The organism is Arthrobacter sp. 3Tela_A (genome assembly GCF_049311025.1).
GTDB lineage: Bacteria > Actinomycetota > Actinomycetes > Actinomycetales > Micrococcaceae > Arthrobacter_B.
Window position 1 is genome coordinate 25,211 of sequence record NZ_JAXIOM010000020.1, and the last position, 20,064, is coordinate 45,274.

A 20,064-nucleotide genomic window follows, 5' to 3' on the forward strand; every position below is an offset into this window, starting at 1 on the left:
TGCTCCCCCGGCCTAACGGGGGAAGCAGGTGCCCGGTGCTACGGCGGTCCGCCGGTGCTTGTCCCGCCGGTGCTTGTCCCGCCGATCTGGCCCGGAACCGGCTGCTGGTTCACTGAATCGGCGGCTCCCACCCGGCCCGCGGCCAGGACGACGGCGACCGTCAGGACGGTCATGGCGAGCACCGCGAGCAGGGCCCGCCCGGCCAGCACGGCCCGTCCGGGCGGCAGCGGGAAGGCGGGCGCCATGAGCGCTGGTGATCCGCGGCCGGCGCGGGTGCGGCGCTTCTCCCCTGCTGCCGCGCCTGCCTGGACCACGCGTCCGATGGAAGGTGGCGTAGGCGGGGCTGCCGGCGTGTGAATGTCCGGATGGTCTGAGTCGTCTTTGGCCAGATAGGCTGCGGCGGCGCGTTCCATGGCTGGCATGCGGATGTCCGTGCCGCTGAAGACAGCCGCCGGTGAGGGCAGCCGCGGCGCGTCCGGCACCGGCGCTGAACCCGTTCCTGTCTCCATGGGCTCCGGCACGGAGACGTCAGCCGGATCAGTTTCCATGCCCGGTTCCTCGACGGAACCCGGGGCCTCGACGGAACCCGGGGCCTCGACGGAACCCGGGGCCTGGGCGGTATCAAGGTCAGCAGGCCGCCAAGGTGCTGCAGCAGGCGCTGGGTCCGCCCACCGGAAATCCAGGAGCGCGGAAGAGACTTCCGCAGCAGTAGGCCGGGTGTCCGGATCCCGCGAGGTCATTCCTGAAAGAAGCGGCCTCCATTGTTTTCCCAGTGATTCGGGAATCTCCGGATCCCTGCTCAGCCGGGCAACCGCAGCTTCAAGCGGGCTGCCGCCAAACTCAATCCTGCCGGTCAGGCATTCCAGAACCACCAGCCCCAGGGAGTAGATGTCCGAAGCGCCGGTGGCAGACCGGCCGGATGCCTGCTCGGGGCTGAGATAGTTGGCAGTTCCCAGAGTGGCCCCCGTAGCCGTGAACCGCGCGCCGTCGATCATCCGGGCGATCCCAAAGTCCGTAAGCTTTGCCCGCGGTGCGGTGCCCGCGACGGCCGGGGGAAGGAGGATGTTGGCGGGTTTTACGTCCCGGTGGATCACCCCCCGGGCGTGGATATAGGCCAGCGCGCCGGCCAGTTCCGCACCAAGGTACGCAACGTCCCCTGCCGGAACAGGGTGCTCGCGCAGCCGCTTGCGCAGGTCCGGTCCGTCCACGAGCTCCATCACGAGAAATGCGCGGGGTTCGCCGTCGGGACCATCGTCTCGGCCGGCGTCGTCCTTGCCTGCGTCGTAGAGCGTGACCAGGCCTGGATGGGTGAGGGAAGCCAGGAGGCGCATTTCAGTTTCCTGCCGCCCGACGTCGTCGGGGTCGACAGCACTGGCCCGGAAGAGCTTCACGGCGATGTCGCGGCCGAGAGCCTCGTCCAGTCCTCGGTAGACGGTAGCCATGCCACCGTGGCCAATTGGTTCGATGAGTCGGTAACGGCCCGCAATCAGACGATTCAGGCCACCCGCTGCGCTGATTTCCATGCTGCAACCTTCTCTCGCCATTCAAGCGTAGCGGAGGGTGCTCGGGGCGTAGATGGGCTTTCCCTACATATTTTCGAACTGCGTTTTTCCCTCGTGGAAGCCAGGGCAGTTTAGGTGCTTCGATCCGGGCGTCCCGGACGGGCTCAGGAGCCCCTCCAATCGCGGGATTACTCTCCGCCGAATACCGGGGCGAGTGCCTTCCAGGCCTGCTGCAGGCCCAGGACGATGAAGAGCAGGGCAGTGATGCCCAGGGCAATGTTCGTGTGCAGGCGGTTGGCCCATTCCTTTGGAATGCGCTTGCCGTTGAGCAGGCCCAGCAGGGTGACCGCGAGGAACGGCATAAACAGCGAGCCCAGCACGCCGTACGCCAGGATCAGGCCGATCGGCTGGCCCAGGGCGAAGAGGATCATGGGCGGGAAGGTCAGCCACAGGACGTAGAACTTGAAGTACTTGCCGCCCACGCGGGTGTCCGGGTGGCCGGATTCCTTGCCGCGCATGTTGCCCCAGAAGTCGGCGAACATCAGCGAAACACCATTCCAGACGCCAATGATGGAGGAGAAGGATGCCGCCCAGAAACCGACCAGGAAGCCGGTGCCCACGAAGTCACCGTACTCGAGCTTCAGCACGTCATAGAGGTCCAGCAGGCCCTTGTCTCCGGCGCTGAGGGTGATGCCGGCGGTACGGACAACTTCGGCACCCACGATGAGCATGGCGATGACGAAGATGCCCGTCATCACGTAGGCCATCGAGTTGTCGATGCGCATGACCTTCATCCACTTGGGCGTGTACCAGCCCTTTTCACGCAGCCAGTAGCCGTAGGCTGCCAGGGTGATGGTGCCGCCGACGCCGCCGGCAAGCGCCAGGGTGTAGACCACGCCGCCTTCGGGGATCATCGGGACAAGGCCCTTGAACATCTCCGGGATGTTGGGGGTTGCAATGATTGCCAGACCGACCACGGTAACGAACATCAGCCCGACGAGGACCGCGGTGATCTTCTCGAACGTGGCGTACTTGCCGAACCAGACCATGACGAAGCCGGCCAGGCCCATCACGATGGCCCAGGCCCACAGCGGCAGGAACGGGAAGACCGCAGCCAGCGGCAGGGCCGCGGAAGACATGGCCGTGGCGCCGTAAACGAAGCCCCAGATCATGATGTACGGACCGAAGTACCAGGTGGTCCAGCGGCCCAGGGAACGCCAGCCCTCAAAAATGGTCTTGCCGGTAGCCAGCGTGAAGCGGCCTGCACCCTCAACCAGGATGATCTTCAGGATGACGCCGAGGATAACTGCCCACAGCAGGCCGTAGCCGTAGCGGGAGCCGGCGACCAGGGTCGCGACCATGTCGGCCGCTCCAACACCCGTGGCCGCAACCACGAGTCCGGGGCCAACTATTTTCCATTTGGCAGCCTTGCCGCCGTCATCGTCGATCCGCTCCGAATGCGGTACCGCGTCCGGGCGGGGATTGTTTTCAGCCATCGGCCAAGATTTCCTAACTTGCGAGTGGCCGCGGCACCAGGACAGCACGCGGCAGTGTGCCCGGCCTCACCCGGGACAATGAATTCTCTCACAGGGGTTGTGCTCAGCCGAATTCCGTGTATGGACAAACCGCACTGGCACCACAGGCCACAAACGCCTCAGGTTCGGGGGTCACAACCGTAAGGTTGCGCTGGATGGCCGTAGCGGCGAGCCAGGTCCGGAGGGCACCGCGGGCATCCCCCGGCACGGCTTCCGGGAGCGTGCGCCAGAGCAGGGCAATCTCGTGGTCCACCGGAAGGATGTTCGCTGCGAACCGTGAGGACAGTTCGCGTAGCCAGCCGGGCGAAGATGACTCAAGTTCGCCGACTGTCAGTGCCGAGACGAAGACGCGCAGATGGCTGCGGCCGCGAAGGAAACTGACGACGGCGGCATCCGGGGATTCGCTGCGGACCTCTGCCAGGACCGGGGTATCCAGCAGCAGACCCGAGGGACTGCTCATACTGCGGCAGCCGGCTCGCCCAGCAGGAAGTTCACAAATGCCTCCCGGATACTGACCAGTGCCTCATAGTCCTGCAGGCTGACTGCGTTAAGAGAAGAAGTTGAAACGGTTGCAGAAGTGTCCATGGCTGCGGCGCCGGGCGCCGGTCCTTTCGGCGTGCTCTTGCCTGGCACCGGTTGCCCCTGAAGGCGAGTGCAGGCCGCTTCTTCATCCGAACCACCCAACGAGCGTGGGGTTGGTATGCGGCCAAGTCGGAGCTTGGCGGCCGCAGTTCTTGAAGCTGATAGGAGTATAGGCAGAAATCGGCCGGAATTGTGTGCCGCGTTACGCCCGTGTGCCGGATTCAGGCAGGTGCATCAGCCGTTAAACAGAGGATGCAGGACGGAAACCGCCCTGCATCCTGAGTCCAGCTGGCCCGTGAAAGGGCCGGAAGTCTTTGGTTAGACAGCCTGGATGTTTACCGCCTGGGGGCCCTTGGGTCCCTGTTCGGTATCGAAGCTAACCTTCTGGTTCTCTTCGAGGGAGCGGTAGCCGCTCGCGTTGATGGCGGAGTAGTGGGCGAAAACATCGGCGCTGCCGTCATCGGGCTCGATGAAGCCGAAGCCCTTTTCGGAGTTGAACCATTTCACGGTGCCTGTTGCCATTTTTAATCATCCTTCTGAGGCGAAACTTCCCCGACCGTCGAGGAGTTTCCAGCTGAAGTGTCCCATGCAGCGATGGACAAAAAAAGCGGCTGGCCCTGGTTTCGGGGTTCGCCGCTTCAAGTTCAAACGCTCAACACAACAACTGCGTGCCAGTATACACAGAGGTAACGGTCAGGTCACGGGGTTTTTAGGACCCCCGTAGGCTGGTTGGATGGACTCCCCCATTGATCACTACCTGCAGCGAATCCACACCGAGATAGCCGACCTGAAGGACGGCAAGCCGTATAGTTCGATTCCGGCGATGGCGAACGTCGATCCGAACAACTTCGGCATTGTCCTCGCCACTGCGGACGGGTACGTCTATGAGATTGGGGATACCCGCGAGGAATTCAGCATTCAGTCGATCTCCAAGCCATTCACCTACGGGCTCGCGCTGGCGGACCGCGGGATGGACGACGTCGATGCGAAGGTTGATGTTGAACCGTCCGGGGATTCCTTCAACGAAATTTCCCTGGCCGAAGGCACCGGCCGCCCGGCAAACGCGATGATCAACGCGGGCGCATTGACTGCTACGTCCCTGGTCCGCGGCTCCGGCGGCAACTCCCGGTTCAAGCGGATTCTGAACACCTATTCTGCCTTCGCCGGACGCCAGCTCTCTGTCAGTGAGCGGATCTACCAGTCCGAGCTCAAGTCAGGCCACCGCAATCATGCACTGGCCTACCTGCTGCGCAGCTTCGACATCATCGAGTCCGATCCGACCCCGGTCATCGAGGACTACTTCCGGCAGTGTTCGGTCATGGTCAACACGCTGGACCTGGCCATGATGGCCGCCACCCTGGCAAACAGCGGCCGCAACCCGCTCACCAGCGAACAGGTCCTGGACATTGCCCCGGTGGAGCGGGTGCTCTCCGTCATGGCTACCTGCGGGATGTACGACGACGCCGGTGCCTGGATGAGCAGCGTCGGCATGCCGGCGAAGTCCGGGGTGGCCGGCGGCACCATTGCCGTGCTTCCAGGCCAGATTGGGCTGGCTGTCTACTCCCCGCCGCTGGACGCCCACGGCAGCAGTGTCCGCGGCGTCGCCGTCGCCCAGCGTCTTTCCAGTGACCTGGAACTGCACTTCGTCCGCGCCGGACGCACCGGCCGCTCTGCCCTGCGCGGCTCGTATGACATTGGCACCACGCCCTCCGGTATCCGCCGCAGCGAGGAAGCTGCCGGCGTGCTGCGCGCCAACGTCGCCCGGGCCCGGATTCTTGAACTGAACGGGGACCTGCTGTTTGCCGGTGCAGAGGCGATGGTGCGTGAACTCGCTTCCCTGGACGACGACGTCGAACTGGTGGTCCTGGACCTGCGCAGCGTTGATGAAGTGTCCGGGGTGGCGATGCGCCTGTTCGCCGAGGCGGCGCAGATGCTTACCGAGGCCGGACGCAGCCTGGCGATCGTGGACGCTGAAGGAGCCGTGGCGGAAAGCCTGATGGAGGACGGGCATGACGTCCAGTCCTTCGCCACCCGTTCAGCCGCCGTCGAATGGTGTGAGGAGGAGCTGCTGGAACGCCATGCCGCGGATCTGGTGCAGCCGGCGCGGATCCTGCCGGTGCATTCCCCCGCTCTTGCGCCGATGGATGAGGCCGATTCCAAGGACATCGCCGCTCGGATGGAAAAGCTGACGTATGACGACGGCGACGTCATCCGCCGCATCGGACAACGCTTCAGCGGCGTCTACTTCATTGCCTCCGGACACGTGCAGACCCTGATGCCCGGGCCGGACGGACATCGGGTGAAGCTGAACCGGCTGGGCGCCGGAATGACATTCGGTGAGATGGCCCTGGGTGAGGACAAGCGGCAGGAGACCACAGTGAAGGCCGACGGCGCGGTGGAGGTCTGGCGGCTTCCGGCGGATGAGATCGCGCGGCTGGAGGAGGACGAGCCCCGTCTGGCCATGCAGTTCTGGCGCGCTTTGACCCAGGACGCGTATACCCGTGTGGAGCAGTATCTGCGCGAAACCGCTGTGCGGGTGCAGGACTAGCTCCCTTTCCTGGGTCGGCAAAAACCCATCGAGAGGGCAGTTACGGCCCGTTTGAACGCTCAAACCAGCCGTAACTGCCCTCTCGGTGAAGAGGAAGTTGAAGACGAAGCGCCGGGGTTAAACAAGAAGAGCAGGACGGTTGCCCGTCCTGCTCTTCTTTTTAGATACCTGCCTTAGCGGCGGTGTCTAGGCTTCTGGAATTAGAGGCCCTGAATGTTCGTAGCCTGCGGACCCTTGGGGCCCTGCTCGGTGTCGAAGGAGACCTTCTGGTTCTCTTCGAGGGACTTGTAGCCGCTGGAGTTGATAGCGGAGTAGTGAGCGAAGACGTCGGCGCTGCCGTCGTCCGGCTCAATGAAGCCGAAGCCCTTTTCGGAGTTGAACCACTTCACGGTACCTGTAGCCATTTTAATATTCCTTCTGGATTGAAACACTTCCCGACTTTCGGGAGGTTTCAGTCGCGGTGTTCCTTTACCGCTTTTACAGAAAAGCAGCTAGCCCGTTTGGGTTTCGCCGCTTGAAATACAAAATGCGCAACACAACAACTGAGAAAGACTCTACACGGGATCCTCCCAAACACCTAATCGTGCTTCCAGGCCGGGCCGGCCGTGGGCCCCGCTAGGTGCCCTGGCGCCCCTCGCGCTCCGGCAGCAGCAGCTGGCTGGGGATCCGGTCCCGGTCAGCGACGCGCCGCAGCAGCTCGCGTTCCACCGGCACTCCCCTGCGCATCACGCTCACGTCTCCGGTAGGCTCCAGCAGCACTATCGAGACCTCGGAGAAGTTGCGGATCCCGGCTTGGCGCAATTTGAAATAGAGCTCATCGTTCTGGATCCGGGCCTTTCTGAGATTATCTGCGAGGATCTCGTCCCCTGCCATCAGCAGTACCGGTTTGCTGCTCAGGTACACGCCGCGTTTGGTGCGGCGGAGGTACTCTTCCAGCCGCATCATGGTGAACAGGGTGATGAGTCCGACGATCCCGCCGGCGAGGGTAGGTGTGTAGCCGAGGATGACCCGGCCCACTACGCCGCCCAGGGCAATCACAATCGCCTTGTCCAGGGTGCTCCAGCTGGCCAGCGCACGCTGGCCGAAGCCCCGGATCAACAGGAAGAACGCGGCGTAGATGCCGATGGCCGAGACCACCACCCACAAGGCTTCGATCGGCGTAATGCCAAGGCTGTACCACGGATCATTCGACACGGCAGGGTCTCCTCCGGCAGTGAGCGGTTCCCCGGTACCTCAGGCAGGCAGCTGTCTCAGATGGTAGTCCGCGCGCTTTTCCGCGGGGACCCGTTAAGCAAAGACAGATGCACCGGTATGCCGGCGCAGCAGTTCGCGCTGCTCCGCATTGACCCGCTGCAGGGCTCCGGTGGCAGCGTCAATGAAGGCCAGGGTGGTTTCAGCCTTGATGCACGGCTTGTTCGTCACCGGGTCAGATACCAGGTAGGAAACAGCCAGGCTGGCTCCCTTGACCGAGCTGAACCAAATGTCGACGTCGGCCGGGACGTTGCGGTACTCCAGCGGAGCGAGGTACTTGACCCTGTGCTCAGAGACCAGCGACTGGGTGTTGGGCGGAACCGTGTTAAAGAGCGGCACGGGCGGCTCGATCCCCGGAGCCCCGGTGCCTCCGGGCGGACCGAACGCGAGGATCCTGGCTTCTTCCAGCATCCGGACCACTTCAACGTTGTTGATGTGGCCGTACGCGTCCATGTCCGACCAGCGCATCGGCACTTGAACCCGGATGACGTGGGCGGATGTTTCCATGCCTAGATTCTGGCACAGCCCCGGCAGCCGCCGTCGTTCTCCGCGCACCGGACACCCGCCGCTTCGCTATCGAGATAGCAGAAACTGCCCGTTTCAGACGTCAAACGAGCAGTTTCTGCTATCTCGATGGAGGGAGAGGGGGAGGTGGAGCCGGGTTAGGCGGAGATCAGCTCGGCGGCTTCGGCCAGCAGGGTGAACGAACGCAGTCGCTGCTCCAGAGTCTGCGCATGGGTGGCCACGATCAGCTCGTCAGCCGCGGCATGTTCGGCGAACCAGTCCAGGTAGGAGCGGACTTCGGCCGGCGTTCCGACGGCGGAGTAGTGGCCCATCATCTTGATGTGCTGCCCGGCCGGGGAGTCAAGCACCAGGTCCGCTTCCTCATCCGTGTAGGTGCGGTCCTTACCCAGCAGCTGAGTGACCCGGCGGCGCTGGGACTGCTGGAAGATTGCGTTTGCTTCCTCGGTGGTGGGGGCGGCGAGGGCGTTGACGCCGGCAATGACGTACGGCTCGGCGAGCTGTTCGGACGGCTGGAACTCACGCCGGTAGAGCGCGACGGCGTCCTGCAGCGCCTGCGGGGCGAAGTGGGAGGCGAAGGAGTACGGCAGACCCAGGGCGGCGGCCAAGCGGGCACCGAAGAGCGAGGACCCCAGGATGTACAGGGGCACGTTGGTGCCCTTGCCGGGAATCGCGTCGATGCCGGGAATCAGGCTGTTGCCGGTGAGGTAACTCTGCAGCTCCTGCACGTCACGCGGGAAGCTGTCAGCAGACATGGGATCCCGGCGCAGGGCACGCATCGTCTTCTGGTCGCTGCCCGGAGCACGGCCGAGGCCAAGATCGATCCGTCCCGGATACAGGGACTCCAGCGTGCCGAACTGCTCGGCAATGGTCAGCGGGGCGTGGTTGGGCAGCATAATCCCGCCGGCGCCGAGCCGGATGGTGGACGTGTTGGCTCCGATGAAGGAGATCAGCACGCTCGTCGCCGAGGAGGCGATGGTGGGCATGTTGTGATGCTCCGCGTACCAGACGCGGCGGTAACCCAGCTTTTCAGCGTGTTGGGCCAGAGCCAGGCTTTCCCGGAAGGAGTCTGCTGCGGTTCCGCCCTCTTCAATGGAGGCGAAGTCGAGGATGGAAAGCGGGTACGTCATGGAACGCGGGCCTTTCGTTGCACTGGGTGGGCTTAGCAGTACAACCCACTGACCCCCGGGGTTATTTCAGGCCCGGCGGGCCAGGTAGTCCGCCAGCCGGGAAAAGGACGAGTCCCAGCCCGTTTCGTGGCCGTCCCTGTCCCCAGTATTCGGAAAGGGACCCTGCGCAAAAGACATCTGCGTCCCGCCGTCGTGCGGTTCAAGATCCACGGTAATCAGCGTGGTGTTGCTGGCGGGCGTGCCGTCCGGCTGTTCCCACTGCTGAGTCATCGACAAGTGGTCCGGCGGGTCCAGCCGTTCCAGTGTGCCGCCCCACCACAGCTCGTCTCCAGTGATGGTGTTCACCATGCAGGCCTGGTACCGGCCGCCTTCGCGGCTGTCCATGCTCACCCGGTCCTCCGGGACGATGAAACCCTCCGGGCCCCACCAATCGGTGACGTGCGAAAGGTCCGTCCAGGCTTTGTACACCGCCTCAGGCTGTGCCCGGAAGTCACGGACCATCCGCAGGTAGATTCCCCTCCCGGAACCTGACTGGTCTGGCTTTTCTGGCTCCGGCTGCTGCTGCCGCTCCGGCTGTTCCATGGCAGGTCCTTTCCCCGGGGTTGCCGGTTTCTACGAGCCTCCTGTTCCAGTCTGCCGTCCAGCGCGCAGCTCTGGGTACGGTTCCCGGCCCTTTTCCAGGTGCGGGGTAGGTTGGTCCGGACAGAAAGGGGAACGAATGGGAGGGCTGCGCATTGGAACGTCCGGGTGGACCTACAGTGACTGGCGCCATGAGCTGTATCCCTCCGGGGTGCCGGCCGCCAAGTGGCTGGAGTACTACGCCGGGCAGTTCGACTCCGTGGAGTTCAACGGCAGTTTCTACCGCTGGCCACGGGAGGAGGCGTTTGCCCGCTACCGGGACCGGCTGCCGGAAGGTTTCGAGTTCTCCGTCAAAGCACCGCGGGGGCTGACGCATGCCCGCAAGCTGCGCGATCCGGAGGTCTGGATTGGACGGATTAGCCGCTGCTGGGAGGAGCTGGGTTCCCGGGCTGGCGTGCTGCTGCTCCAGCTGCCGCCGGACTTTGAACGCGACGACGCACGGCTCGATGACGTGCTCGCTGCTCTTCCGGAGTCCATCCGCGTGACCGTTGAATTCCGGCACGAGACCTGGAACGACCCGGAGGTCTATGCCCTGCTGGCCCGGCACAACGCAGCCTACTGCGTGATGAGCGGCGCACAGCTGCCCTGCATTCTGGAAGCCACCGCGGACTTTGTCTACGTGCGCCTGCACGGGCCGGACCAGCACACCCTCTACGCCGGGTCCTACCCGGAGCAGGACCTGCAGTGGTGGGCGGAGCGGATCCGGGAATGGCAGGCCGGCGGGCGGGACGTCTATGCCTATTTCAACAACGACGGCGGCGGCGCAGCGGTGCATAACGCCCGCCGGCTCAGGGAGCTGCTGGCTTGAGGGACGTCAGGACAAAGGAAGAGGCACCGCGGCGTTAACCGCAGTGCCTCTTCGATTGCAGCTGCCGGTCCCCTAACGGGCCGCCAGCATCTTGGCCCGGCGGTGAGCCAGGACCTGGCCGCCAATTACCACCAGCAGAGAAATGATGAACATGGCCGACCCAATAACGTTCGCCTGCGCGGGGATACCCCTGGTCGCCGCGACGTAAATGAACTTCGGGAACGTGTCCAGGTTGCCTGAGTTGAAGTTGGTGATGATGAAGTCGTCAAAGCTCATCGCGAAGGCGAGCAGCGCGGCCGCCACGATGCCCGGCAGCAGCAGCGGGAAGGTGACCCGCCAGAATGCCTGGATCGGTGAGGCGTAAAGGTCCCCGGCTGCTTCCTCCAGCTTCGGGTCCAGGCTCGCTACGCGTGCCTTGACCGTCACCACGACGAAGGAAATGCAGAAGATCGAGTGCGCGATGATCACGGTTCCCATGCCCAGCTCAGCACCCACGTTCAGGAACTGTGCCAGAAGCGAGGCGCCCAGCACCACTTCAGGGGTAGCGAGCGGCAGGAAGATCAGCATGTTCGCCGTGGCGTTGAATTTAAAGCGGTAACGGACCAGCCCGACGGCGATCGCGGTACCCAGCGCCGTCGAAATCACCGTTGCCGCAAGCCCCACCTGCAGGGAATTGCCAAGCGCCTCGCAGACACCGGGGGCGCCGCAGGGGTTCTTCCAGTTGTCCAGTGTGAACCCGCGCCAGGAAAGGTTGGTGCGTCCGGCGTCGTTGAAGGAGAAAGCGAAGACGTAAACGATGGGAACCAGGAGGAAAAGGAAGGCCAGTCCTCCGAACACCGGCACAAGCCAGCGGCCTAGTTTCTGTTTCATGTTTGGTTCCTTACATCAGTTCTTTGGTGCCGAAACGCCGGACGTACAGGATCACCAGGAACAGGATCGCCAGCATCAGCAGGAAGGACAGTGCCGACGCGCCCGGATAGTCGACCACCCGGAAGAACCGGGAGTCGATGACCTGCCCGATCATCGTGGTGTTCTGGTTGTTGCCGAGCAGGGCAGCATTCACGTAGTCGCCGGTGGCGGGAATGAACGTCAGCAGTGTCCCGGCCATCACACCCGGCAGCGACAGCGGGAACGTGATTTTGCGGAAGGTCGTGATGCCGTTGGCGTACAGGTCGCCGCCGGCCTCGATCAGCCGGGTGTCCAGGCGTTCCAGGTTCGCGTAGATAGGCAGGGTCATAAAGGGCAGGAAGTTATAGGTCAGGCCGCAGATCACGGCGAAGGCCGTGGCGGTGAGCCGGCCGTCCTCGGGCAGCAGTGATACTGCCCGCAGGACGGAGACCACCGGGCCTTCGTCGGCAAGGATCTGCTTCCAGGCCTGGGTGCGCAGAATGAAGCTGGTGAAGAAGGGGGCGATGATAAGCACTAGCAAAATGCCCTTGAGCAGCTTGCGGTCCCGCAGCCGGACTGCCACCAGATAAGCCATCGGATAGCCGATAACCAGGGCAGCAACCGTGGCGATCAGAGCGAACCCGAAGGAACGAAGCACTGCTGGCCAGTAGTTCTGCAGGACCACCACATAGTTGCCGAACTCCAGCGCCGGAACGAACTGCCCGACGTCGGCGCCTTCAGGCTTGATGTACAGCGAGGTGGCCAGGAGCGAAAGCACCGGCATGGCGAAGAACAGCAGCAGGAAGATGAACCCGGGAAGGATCAGCAGGTAGCCGATCCGGCCGCGGCGTTTGCTGGCCTCGTCTTCCGCGGCGCTGGGCCCGGTGCCGGTGGCCTTGCCCGCGGTGAGGAGCGCCATTAGAGGCCGTCCTCTCCGGCGCCGGCCTCCCGGTCCTCGCTTCCGCTGAGGCCAAAGGCGTGTTCGGGATCCCAGGCAAGGCGGACCCGGTCACCGTCGTTGAAGAGGGCTCCCCCGTGGTTCTGGGAAAAGACGCCAACGGTGCCAATCCCCTCGGCGTCGACCAGGTATTCGGTGCTCGCCCCGGTGAAGGAGGCATCGAGCACCACGCCGCGGATCGAGCCCGGTGCAGCCGCAGCGGTGTCGGCCTCCATGCGCAGCTTCTCCGGCCGGATGCCCACCAGGATCTTGCCCGCGTGGTCAGTGGCCCGGTCCTTGAGCAGGGTCAGGGCGTTGCCGGCGACGTCGATCTGCAGGTACTCCCCCGCGTCACCGGTAACCGTGGCCGGCATCGCGTCACCGGTAACCGTGGCCGGCATGAGGTTGGACTTGCCCAGGAAGTTCGCGACAAAAGCGGTTCGCGGAAGTTCGTACAGTTCCTGCGGCGGGCCCATCTGCTCAACCTGGCCGTGGTTCATCACGGCCACGGTGTCAGCCATGGTCATGGCTTCTTCCTGGTCGTGGGTGACGTGGACGAAGGTCAGGCCGACTTCCGTCTGGATCTTTTTCAGTTCCACCTGCATCTGGCGCCGCAGTTTCATGTCCAGCGCACCGAGCGGCTCATCAAGGAGCAGCACGGCGGGCCGGTTGACGACGGCGCGGGCCAGTGCCACGCGCTGCTGCTGGCCGCCGGAAAGCTGGGCCGGACGGCGTGCTGCCAAGTGTGCCAGCTCCACCAGTTCCAGCGCCTCTTTGGCCTGGGCTTCGGCGTCGCGGATTTTCCGGCGCTTGAGTCCAAAGGCAACATTGTCCAGCACACTCATGTGCGGGAAGAGTGCGTAGTTCTGGAACACCGTGTTGACCGGACGCTGGTACGGGCTGGTGCCGGTGATGTCCCTGCCCCCGATGGAGATGGTGCCTGCCGTGGGCTGTTCCAGGCCTGCGATCATCCGCAGTGTGGTCGTCTTGCCGCAGCCGGAGGGGCCAAGCAGGGCGAAGAAGGAGCCGGAGGGGATTACCAGGTCCAGGTTGTCCACGGCAGTGAATTCGGTGAACCGCTTGGTGACGCCGGAGAGGACAAGGTCCGCTCCGGAGCCCTGCGCGGCGGCGCCTGATTCCCGGGAAAGTTCGGTGGTGCTCATCTATCAGTTTCCGATCGCAGTCTGGAACCGGTCGTTGAAATCGGTCTCTTCGTCGGGGCTCAGCGTGCGGATCACGTGGGCGTTGGCCAGGTACTCGTCCGTGGGGAAGATCAGCGGGTTCTCGACGAGTTCGGGGTCGATGGCCTCCATAGCTTCCCGTGCTCCTTCAACCGGGCAGATGTAGTTCACGTAGGCTGCGACGGTTGCGGCATTGACCGGGTCATAGTAGTAGTCCATGAGCTTCTCGGCGTTGGACTTGTGTGTCGCTCCGATCGGGACCAGCAGGTTGTCCGACCACAGCGTGCCGCCGGCTTCGGGCAGCGCGAACTCCCACTTGTCGCCCTCTTCGAAGTTCAGCTGGGTGATGTCGCCGGACCAGCCGATGACCGCCAGGGCGTCGCCTGAAATGAGGTCTTCCTTGTAGGAGTTGCCCTTGACCTGGCGGATCTGACCGTCGGCGATCTGCTTGGACAGGACGTCCAGGGCGTTCTCGAACTCGTCTTCGCCCCAGTCACCGGTGATGTCCACGCCCTGGTCCATCATGAGCAGGCCCATGGTGTCCAGCATCTCGTCGAGGACCTCCACACGGCCCTTGAGCTCGGGCTGCCAGAGATCGGACACGGACTTCAGGCCCTTCGGGAAGGCTTCCTTGTTCCATACGATTCCGCCAAAGCCGGACTGCCAGGTGAGTGAGTGCTTGCGTCCCGGATCGAAGTCCACGTTCTGCAGGCCGGCCAGCAGGTTCTTGGAGTTGGGGATGTTATCCAGGTTCAGTTCCTGGGTGTAGCCCAGGCGGATCATGCGCCCTGCCATCCAGTCGGTGAGCGTGATGATGTCCTGGCCGATGTCCTGGCCGGCGGAGAGCTGGCCCTGCACCTTGCCGAAGTATGAATCGTTTCCGTCCACGTCTTCGGAGTAGTTCGCCTTGATCCCGGTGGCTTCGCTGAACGCCTCCAGCGAGGGGTACTTCCGGGTTGAGTCGTCGTAGTCCAGGTAGAGGGTCCAGTTGGCCCAGTTCACGATCTTGTCAGTGTCTGAAACGTCAGCTGCGGGGCTCGGCTTAGACGAGGATCCGCCTCCGGTTCCTCCGCCCGTGCCGCAGGCCGCGAGCATGCCGGCGAGCGAAAGCCCTCCGGCCCCCATGAGCAGCTTGCGCCGGGACAGCTGGGCGTTGACGATACTCCGTAGCATCGGATCGTTCACGGGGCGCTTCGACATAGGGGGCTCCTTGCTGGCACTACTTGCACTGCGGACGGGTGTTGATGATTGATAGTGCCAGACCGAAATCCGTTGCGACAAGGTTTTCGTTGTAAAAGTTTTGTTACACAACGGTTTCCAAATGAATATGACAAAGATCAGCACGCTTTCCGTTCCGAAAAGCCTTGATTTCGCACGAAATAAAAGATTGAATTGCTACCACTCACGCAGTCTGAGCTCTCGAATCCGCACCTGGAGGTGGCGCAAACCATGGAATCCGCTTCTGGGAACCATTCCGTCGACGACATCTCCAAGGCGATCATTGAGCAGCTTCAGGAAGACGGACGCCGCTCCTACGCCGCGATCGGAAAGGCCGTGGGCCTTTCCGAAGCGGCCGTCCGGCAGCGGGTCCAAAAACTGACAGACAGCGGCGTCATGCAGATCGTTGCGGTGACCGATCCCCTGCAGCTGGGCTTCCCGCGGCAGGCGATGCTGGGCATCCGCGTGAATGATGACGTCCTTGCGGTAGCCGACCGGATCTCAGCAATTGATCAGGTGGACTACTGCGTGGTGACTGCCGGCTCGTTCGATCTGCTGGCCGAAGTGGTGTGCGAAAACGACCAGGACCTGATGCTGCTGGTCAACCGGTTCCGCAGCATCCCCGGAGTTTCAACCACCGAAACCTTTATGTACCTCTCCCTGCGCAAGCAGGCCTACAACTGGGGCACCAGATGACCGAAACAACTGTCCAGCCTTCAACTTCTTCGTCAACAACGCCGCGCGGAACGGACCGCCAGCAGGCGGCACGTGACCACCTGTGGATGCACATGGCCCGCCACTCGGGAACGGCCGCCGGTGGAAATGTACCGATTATTACACGCGGCAAAGGCCATCACATTTATGACGACCGCGGCCATGAACTGATTGACGGCCTGGCAGGGCTGTTCACCGTGCAGGTTGGCCACGGCCGCGAAGAACTGGCCGAGGCTGCTGCCCGCCAGGCCCGTGAGCTGAGCTTCATGCCGCTGTGGTCCTACGCCCATCCGCCGGCCATCGACCTCGCTGAGCGCCTCGCGGCCGGAGCCCCCGGCGACCTGAACCGCGTCTTCTTCACCTCCGGCGGCGGCGACTCCGTCGAGTCCGCGTGGAAGCTCGCGAAGCAGTACTTCAAGCTGACCGGCCGGCCCACCAAGCACAAGGTCATCTCCCGCGCCGTCGCTTACCACGGCACTCCCCAGGGAGCCTTGTCCATCACCGGCATCCCGGACATGAAGTCCGCCTTCGAGCCGCTGGTCCCGGGCGCTTTCCGCGTCCCGAACACCAACCAGTACCGCGCACCTGCCGGACTGGAGGACCCGGAGGCCTTCGGCCGCTGGGCTGCCGACCGCATCGGCGAAGCCATTGAATTCGAGGGACCGGACACTGTCGCCGCTGTCTTCCTCGAGCCGGTACAGAACTCCGGCGGCTGCTTCCCGCCGCCCCCCGGATACTTCAAGCGCGTGCGCGAAATCTGCGACCAGTACGACGTACTGCTGGTCTCGGACGAAACGATCTGTGCCTTTGGCCGCGTTGGCTCGATGTTCGCCTCGACCGACTTCGACTACGTACCGGACATCATCACCTGCGCCAAGGGCATCACCAGCGGCTATGCACCGCTGGGTGCGATGATCGCTTCCGACCGGCTGTTCGAACCGTTCACCAAGGGCGACACCACGTTCTACCACGGCTACACCTTCGGCGGGCACCCGGTCTCCGCCGCCGTCGCCATGGCGAACCTGGACATCTTCGAAGCCGAAGATCTTAACAACCGCGTGAAGACCAATGCACCGGCTTTCCGCGCCACCCTGGAAAAGCTCAAGGACCTGCCGATTGTGGGCGATGTCCGCGGCGCCGGCTACTTCTACGGGATCGAACTGGTCAAAGACAAGGCAACCAAGGAGACCTTCTCCGCCGACGAGTCCGAGCGCCTGCTGCGCGGTTACATTTCAACCGCACTCTACGACGCCGGCCTCTACTGCCGCGCCGATGATCGGGGAGACCCCGTCATCCAGCTGGCACCGCCGCTGACCATCGGCCAGCCGGAGTTCGACCAGATCGAATCAATCCTCCGAACCGTCCTGACAGAAGGACTGAACCACCTCTAATGAGCATCTCCACAGCCCCGGTAAACGGCAACGTCTCCTTCTGGTACGCGGACACCGGCATGCCGGACCCGCGTCCCGGCCTGGACGGGAACCGCGAGGCGGACGTCGCCGTCGTGGGCGCCGGCTACACGGGGCTGTGGACCGCTTATTACCTGAAAAAGGCCAGGCCTGACCTGTCCGTGGTGGTGCTCGAATCCCGCTTCGCCGGGTTTGGCGCCTCCGGACGCAACGGCGGCTGGCTGACCAACTCGATCACCGGCGGCCGCGGCCAGTACGTGAAATCCCACGGCCGCGCCGTCGTCGGGCGGTTCCAGGAACTGCTCAACGAAACCGTGGACGAGGTCATCGCGGCTGCCGATGCTGAAGGCATCGACGCTGCGGTGGCCAAGGGCGGGGAACTGAACGTGGCCCGCAACGAGGCCCAGCTGGGCCGCCTGCGTGCCTGGGCGGAAGAGGAAGCAGCGTGGCCCGAGGCAGGGGCACGCCTGCTCGACGCCGGCGAAACCACCGGGCGGATCCACGTTGCCGGTGCGCTGGGCAGCATCCACCACCCGCACTGCGCCCGGATCCACCCCGCCCGCCTGGTGCGGGGGCTGGCTGCCGCCGTCGAACGCCTTGGTGTTCCCATTTACGAGGGCACAACCGTAACGGACATCCAGCCCGGACGCGCCGTCACTGACCGCGGGACCGTTCACGCGAAGTACGTGCTGCGAGCCACCGAGGGCTTCACCGCGAATCTGCGCGGCCACCACCGGGAATGGCTCCCGATGAACTCCTCCATGATCGCCACCGAGCCGCTGCCGGACTCGGTCTGGCAGCAGCTCGGCTGGGATTCAATGGACACCGTCGCAGACATGGCCCACGCCTACATGTACGCCCAGCGCACCGCCGACGGCCGCATCGCCCTGGGCGGGCGCGGGGTGCCGTACCGTTTTGGTTCCCGTACCGATACCGACGGCGCCACCCAGCCGGAGACCATTGCCAGCCTCACGGCGCTGCTGCAGGACATGTTCCCCGCAGCGGCAGACGCCCGGATCGAGCACGCCTGGGCCGGCGTCCTGGGCGTTCCGCGGGACTGGAAAGCCACCGTCGGGCTGGATCCGAAGACCGGCCTGGGCTGGGCGGGCGGCTACGTCGGCACCGGAGTGGCCGCCACGAACCTTGCCGCCCGTACCCTGCGCGACCTGATCCTTGATCCCGGCAGTGAACTCACCCGGATGCCGTGGGTGAACCGCAAGGTGCGCAAATGGGAGCCCGAACCGCTGCGCTGGATTGCGGTGAAAGCCATGTATGCGGCGTACTACGCCGCCGACCGTGCCGAACGGAACGGCCGCAGTACGACGTCGCCCATCGCCAAAGCCGCGGACCTGGTCTCCGGGCGCTAGGGGCGTCCACTGCCCTGCACCTTTACGCGTTCTGCGTCTCAGCCCTGGGGCTTCAGCTCAATCTCCACGAAGGCGAACTCGGTATCGGTCAGCCTGCCGGAGAAAGCGCCTGAAGCTGGCGCAGGAGCACTGCCACATGCAGTGACGTCCGGGACTCGGGATCATCCAGGGAAACGCCCAGCCGTGACTCCAGCTTCTGCAGCCTCGCGTAGAGCGTGGGACGGCTGAGATAGCCGCTGCGGGCCAGTGCCGTCTTGTTGCCGCCGCACTCCAGGAAACGCTGCAGCAGGACGAGGTCTTCCCCGGCATCAATCCCGCGCAGCTCCGCCTCTGCGAAGGACACCGCCCGCGGATCTTCGCGCAGCAGCGCCAGCAGGCCGCGCAGCCGGACGTCCGTGGAGCGGAAGTACCGGTTGGCTCCGGCCGAGAGCGTGCCGGCCGTCTGCGCAACATGCGCCGCCTCGTCCAGGCCGGCGGCGGCGTCTGACAGGCGGGTACGGGCACGGCCAACACCGGCGGTCCAGCGCACTTCCCCCGGAGCGGTCCGTGCCGCGAGGTCGCCGCAGATCCGCTCCAGCAGACTGTCCTCCAGCATCCGGGCCGGCAGCGCCAGCAGCACTGCCACCTGTCCGGTCTGCAGTGCGGCAGCCAGGGCACTGTTCCGGGTGGCTGCCAGCACGGCGTCGAGCATCTCCAGCAGTGCACGTTCCTTGCGCTGCATGGACATCGGATCCTTGCCGGAGCCCGAGTCCAAGTGCAGGACCAGCGGCAGGTATGCCGGAGACGGCTTCAGTCCCAGTGCCGACGCCCGGGTAAGCGCCTCGTCGTCGTCCTGGCTCCGGGACCCGCGCAGTTCATGGATCAGGCCGGCCTGCGCCTGCTGGGCCAGTCCCGCCTGGTCACGTTCGGCAAGCCGGTTGATGGACAGCGCCTGTCCGGCCCGTTCCAGCACCATGGCGGCCTCCGCTGCAGCCGCAGGTCCTTCGGGGACGCCGGGAAGCACTAGCCTTCCCCACTGCGCGCTGCCGAGCCCCACCGGGGTCTGCAGCCAGCGCTCGTCGCCTGCCACCTTCGTTTCCCGGTAACCATGCACCGCCCGCGAGCGCCGCTGCCAGTCCCGCAGCAGGTCCTGGGCCGGCAGCCCGACGGCGGCGAAGGCCACCACCAGATGCGAGTTGTCCTCCAGCACCACCGGAGCGTCCAGCAGCGCGGCAGTTCGGTCCACAATCTCCTGCACCCCGGCGCTTTCCAGGCTCAGCATGGTGAACACTTCATGCACCTGCCGTGCTTTTTCAACCTGCTCGAGCTGACTGGCAACAATCCTGCGGTGCACCACCTCGGTAACCTCCACGAACCGGACGGTCCGGTGCAGCCGGATGACGGGCAGTCCGGGTGTGCCGGCTGCCAGCGCGCGCTGCGCACCGGCTGCCAGCGCCGCGGCGGCCTCCGGGCGGTCCGAGGGAATTTCGACGACGACGCCTGCCACCCCGGCGGCCTGGAGTCCGGCCAGGTATTCAGCTGCCTGGTCTGCCGACTCCCCAAACGCCAGGCCGGTGGTCAGCACCAGTTCCCCACCCTCGAGCAGGTCGGCAAGGCTGCGCAGCTCGGCAACGTGCACCCAGCGTACCGGCACGTCCAGGGCCGCGTGTCCGGTAAGGATTTCGGGCTCCCCGGCACGGACGACGTCGAGGTCCAGGACGGTGCGCAGCTGCAGGCTCATGCTGGGAGTCTAGGCAGGACTCTGACCAGCGGGCTGACGAATCGTAAAGATTTCCGAATATTTCCTAACAGGTTGGCAATGTTCCCCGGCCAGCCACCCCGCTTAGATGGTGT

At 64.5% G+C, this 20,064-nt stretch carries 20 protein-coding genes and 1 riboswitch; of the genes, 5 read left to right on the forward strand and 15 right to left on the reverse strand.

What is annotated here, in order from left to right; translation table 11 throughout:
• Positions 1–38: 38 nt before the first annotated feature.
• From TVC13_RS08070 to TVC13_RS08090, 5 genes are all read right to left on the reverse strand, one after another.
• Positions 39–1,523 (reverse strand): protein kinase domain-containing protein, encoded by a 1,485-nt coding sequence (locus TVC13_RS08070; RefSeq protein ID WP_422400703.1) that lies wholly within the window; start codon positions 1,521–1,523, stop codon positions 39–41.
• A 167-nt stretch (positions 1,524–1,690) separates the two neighbouring features.
• Positions 1,691–2,998 carry an Nramp family divalent metal transporter gene (locus tag TVC13_RS08075; protein ID WP_422400704.1) on the reverse strand — a complete coding sequence of 436 codons (1,308 nt, stop codon included), beginning with the start codon at positions 2,996–2,998 and terminating at the stop codon, positions 1,691–1,693.
• 103 nt (positions 2,999–3,101) lie between these two features.
• On the reverse strand, positions 3,102–3,497 hold the full coding sequence (locus TVC13_RS08080; RefSeq protein WP_422400705.1) for a PIN domain-containing protein: 396 nt from the start codon (positions 3,495–3,497) through the stop codon (positions 3,102–3,104).
• Positions 3,494–3,670 carry a hypothetical protein gene (locus TVC13_RS08085; RefSeq protein WP_422400706.1) on the reverse strand — a complete coding sequence of 59 codons (177 nt, stop codon included), beginning with the start codon at positions 3,668–3,670 and terminating at the stop codon, positions 3,494–3,496. Before TVC13_RS08085 ends, TVC13_RS08080 begins: the two co-directional genes overlap by 4 nt.
• Positions 3,651–3,777, reverse strand: a riboswitch (SAM riboswitch). Its footprint overlaps the gene before it by 20 nt.
• Positions 3,778–3,937: 160 nt before the next feature.
• Positions 3,938–4,141, reverse strand: a complete 204-nt coding sequence (locus TVC13_RS08090; protein WP_066298618.1) for a cold-shock protein — start codon at positions 4,139–4,141, stop codon at positions 3,938–3,940.
• A gap of 211 nt (positions 4,142–4,352) precedes the next feature.
• On the opposite strand from TVC13_RS08090, the gene glsA reads away from it, so the two are divergent.
• Positions 4,353–6,167 carry a glutaminase A gene (gene glsA, locus TVC13_RS08095; RefSeq protein ID WP_422400707.1) on the forward strand — a complete coding sequence of 605 codons (1,815 nt, stop codon included), beginning with the start codon at positions 4,353–4,355 and terminating at the stop codon, positions 6,165–6,167.
• Between the two features lie 200 nt (positions 6,168–6,367).
• Here glsA and TVC13_RS08100 read toward each other — a convergent pair whose 3' ends face one another.
• From TVC13_RS08100 to TVC13_RS08120, 5 genes are all read right to left on the reverse strand, one after another.
• A complete protein-coding gene (locus tag TVC13_RS08100) occupies positions 6,368–6,571 on the reverse strand; it encodes a cold-shock protein (RefSeq protein ID WP_055240158.1) in 204 nt (67 codons plus the stop codon).
• A 211-nt stretch (positions 6,572–6,782) separates the two neighbouring features.
• Positions 6,783–7,361: a DUF421 domain-containing protein gene (locus TVC13_RS08105; protein WP_422400708.1), complete on the reverse strand. Its 579-nt coding sequence runs from the start codon at positions 7,359–7,361 to the stop codon at positions 6,783–6,785.
• Positions 7,362–7,454: 93 nt separating this feature from the next.
• On the reverse strand, positions 7,455–7,925 hold the full coding sequence (locus tag TVC13_RS08110) for an acyl-CoA thioesterase (RefSeq protein WP_422400709.1): 471 nt from the start codon (positions 7,923–7,925) through the stop codon (positions 7,455–7,457).
• Between the two features lie 155 nt (positions 7,926–8,080).
• Entirely contained in the window at positions 8,081–9,070 is a 990-nt protein-coding gene (locus tag TVC13_RS08115) for an LLM class flavin-dependent oxidoreductase (protein ID WP_422400710.1), read from the reverse strand.
• A gap of 66 nt (positions 9,071–9,136) precedes the next feature.
• Positions 9,137–9,652, reverse strand: coding sequence for an SRPBCC family protein (locus tag TVC13_RS08120; protein WP_422400711.1), 516 nt, complete (start codon positions 9,650–9,652; stop codon positions 9,137–9,139).
• Between the two features lie 136 nt (positions 9,653–9,788).
• Between TVC13_RS08120 and TVC13_RS08125 the strand changes: the two genes are divergently transcribed.
• On the forward strand, positions 9,789–10,517 hold the full coding sequence (locus TVC13_RS08125) for a DUF72 domain-containing protein (RefSeq protein WP_422400712.1): 729 nt from the start codon (positions 9,789–9,791) through the stop codon (positions 10,515–10,517).
• Positions 10,518–10,589: 72 nt separating this feature from the next.
• Here the strand turns inward: TVC13_RS08125 and TVC13_RS08130 are convergent, their stop codons facing one another.
• From TVC13_RS08130 to TVC13_RS08145, 4 genes are read right to left on the reverse strand one after another with little or no spacing between them, the layout of a single operon-like run.
• The gene (locus tag TVC13_RS08130; protein WP_422400713.1) at positions 10,590–11,387 is read right to left on the reverse strand and encodes an ABC transporter permease; all 798 of its coding nucleotides are present in this window, start codon (positions 11,385–11,387) and stop codon (positions 10,590–10,592) included.
• Positions 11,388–11,397: 10 nt separating this feature from the next.
• The gene (locus tag TVC13_RS08135) at positions 11,398–12,324 is read right to left on the reverse strand and encodes an ABC transporter permease (protein ID WP_422400714.1); all 927 of its coding nucleotides are present in this window, start codon (positions 12,322–12,324) and stop codon (positions 11,398–11,400) included.
• Positions 12,324–13,505, reverse strand: coding sequence for an ABC transporter ATP-binding protein (locus tag TVC13_RS08140; RefSeq protein WP_422400715.1), 1,182 nt, complete (start codon positions 13,503–13,505; stop codon positions 12,324–12,326). Before TVC13_RS08140 ends, TVC13_RS08135 begins: the two co-directional genes overlap by 1 nt.
• Positions 13,506–13,508: 3 nt before the next feature.
• Entirely contained in the window at positions 13,509–14,723 is a 1,215-nt protein-coding gene (locus tag TVC13_RS08145; protein ID WP_422400716.1) for an ABC transporter substrate-binding protein, read from the reverse strand.
• A gap of 249 nt (positions 14,724–14,972) precedes the next feature.
• Here TVC13_RS08145 and TVC13_RS08150 point away from each other — a divergent pair, with 249 nt between their 5' ends.
• Genes TVC13_RS08150 through TVC13_RS08160 form a run of 3 tightly spaced genes read left to right on the forward strand, consistent with a single transcriptional unit; the run spans position 14,973 to position 18,231 of the window.
• A complete protein-coding gene (locus TVC13_RS08150; protein ID WP_154578621.1) occupies positions 14,973–15,437 on the forward strand; it encodes an Lrp/AsnC family transcriptional regulator in 465 nt (154 codons plus the stop codon).
• Positions 15,434–16,846: an aspartate aminotransferase family protein gene (locus TVC13_RS08155; RefSeq protein ID WP_422400717.1), complete on the forward strand. Its 1,413-nt coding sequence runs from the start codon at positions 15,434–15,436 to the stop codon at positions 16,844–16,846. The genes TVC13_RS08150 and TVC13_RS08155 overlap by 4 nt, the downstream gene beginning before the upstream one ends.
• The gene (locus tag TVC13_RS08160; RefSeq protein WP_422400718.1) at positions 16,846–18,231 is read left to right on the forward strand and encodes an NAD(P)/FAD-dependent oxidoreductase; all 1,386 of its coding nucleotides are present in this window, start codon (positions 16,846–16,848) and stop codon (positions 18,229–18,231) included. The genes TVC13_RS08155 and TVC13_RS08160 overlap by 1 nt, the downstream gene beginning before the upstream one ends.
• A gap of 88 nt (positions 18,232–18,319) precedes the next feature.
• Here the strand turns inward: TVC13_RS08160 and TVC13_RS08165 are convergent, their stop codons facing one another.
• Positions 18,320–19,951 carry a PucR family transcriptional regulator gene (locus tag TVC13_RS08165; protein ID WP_422400719.1) on the reverse strand — a complete coding sequence of 544 codons (1,632 nt, stop codon included), beginning with the start codon at positions 19,949–19,951 and terminating at the stop codon, positions 18,320–18,322.
• Positions 19,952–20,064: the final 113 nt, after the last annotated feature.

What these genes read in the sequence shown, in the direction of transcription:
- TVC13_RS08070 (WP_422400703.1), bottom strand. Translation starts at nt 1,523, where the DNA reads ATGGAAATCAGCGCAGCGGGTGGCCTGAATCGTCTGATTGCGGGCCGT.
- TVC13_RS08075 (WP_422400704.1), bottom strand. Translation starts at nt 2,998, where the DNA reads ATGGCTGAAAACAATCCCCGCCCGGACGCGGTACCGCATTCGGAGCGG.
- TVC13_RS08080 (WP_422400705.1), bottom strand. Translation starts at nt 3,497, where the DNA reads ATGAGCAGTCCCTCGGGTCTGCTGCTGGATACCCCGGTCCTGGCAGAG.
- TVC13_RS08090 (WP_066298618.1), bottom strand. Translation starts at nt 4,141, where the DNA reads ATGGCAACAGGCACCGTGAAATGGTTCAACTCCGAAAAGGGCTTCGGC.
- glsA (WP_422400707.1), top strand. Translation starts at nt 4,353, where the DNA reads ATGGACTCCCCCATTGATCACTACCTGCAGCGAATCCACACCGAGATA.
- TVC13_RS08100 (WP_055240158.1), bottom strand. Translation starts at nt 6,571, where the DNA reads ATGGCTACAGGTACCGTGAAGTGGTTCAACTCCGAAAAGGGCTTCGGC.
- TVC13_RS08110 (WP_422400709.1), bottom strand. Translation starts at nt 7,925, where the DNA reads ATGGAAACATCCGCCCACGTCATCCGGGTTCAAGTGCCGATGCGCTGG.
- TVC13_RS08115 (WP_422400710.1), bottom strand. Translation starts at nt 9,070, where the DNA reads ATGACGTACCCGCTTTCCATCCTCGACTTCGCCTCCATTGAAGAGGGC.
- TVC13_RS08120 (WP_422400711.1), bottom strand. Translation starts at nt 9,652, where the DNA reads ATGGAACAGCCGGAGCGGCAGCAGCAGCCGGAGCCAGAAAAGCCAGAC.
- TVC13_RS08125 (WP_422400712.1), top strand. Translation starts at nt 9,789, where the DNA reads ATGGGAGGGCTGCGCATTGGAACGTCCGGGTGGACCTACAGTGACTGG.
- TVC13_RS08130 (WP_422400713.1), bottom strand. Translation starts at nt 11,387, where the DNA reads ATGAAACAGAAACTAGGCCGCTGGCTTGTGCCGGTGTTCGGAGGACTG.
- TVC13_RS08135 (WP_422400714.1), bottom strand. Translation starts at nt 12,324, where the DNA reads ATGGCGCTCCTCACCGCGGGCAAGGCCACCGGCACCGGGCCCAGCGCC.
- TVC13_RS08140 (WP_422400715.1), bottom strand. Translation starts at nt 13,505, where the DNA reads ATGAGCACCACCGAACTTTCCCGGGAATCAGGCGCCGCCGCGCAGGGC.
- TVC13_RS08145 (WP_422400716.1), bottom strand. Translation starts at nt 14,723, where the DNA reads ATGTCGAAGCGCCCCGTGAACGATCCGATGCTACGGAGTATCGTCAAC.
- TVC13_RS08150 (WP_154578621.1), top strand. Translation starts at nt 14,973, where the DNA reads ATGGAATCCGCTTCTGGGAACCATTCCGTCGACGACATCTCCAAGGCG.
- TVC13_RS08155 (WP_422400717.1), top strand. Translation starts at nt 15,434, where the DNA reads ATGACCGAAACAACTGTCCAGCCTTCAACTTCTTCGTCAACAACGCCG.
- TVC13_RS08160 (WP_422400718.1), top strand. Translation starts at nt 16,846, where the DNA reads ATGAGCATCTCCACAGCCCCGGTAAACGGCAACGTCTCCTTCTGGTAC.
- TVC13_RS08165 (WP_422400719.1), bottom strand. Translation starts at nt 19,951, where the DNA reads ATGAGCCTGCAGCTGCGCACCGTCCTGGACCTCGACGTCGTCCGTGCC.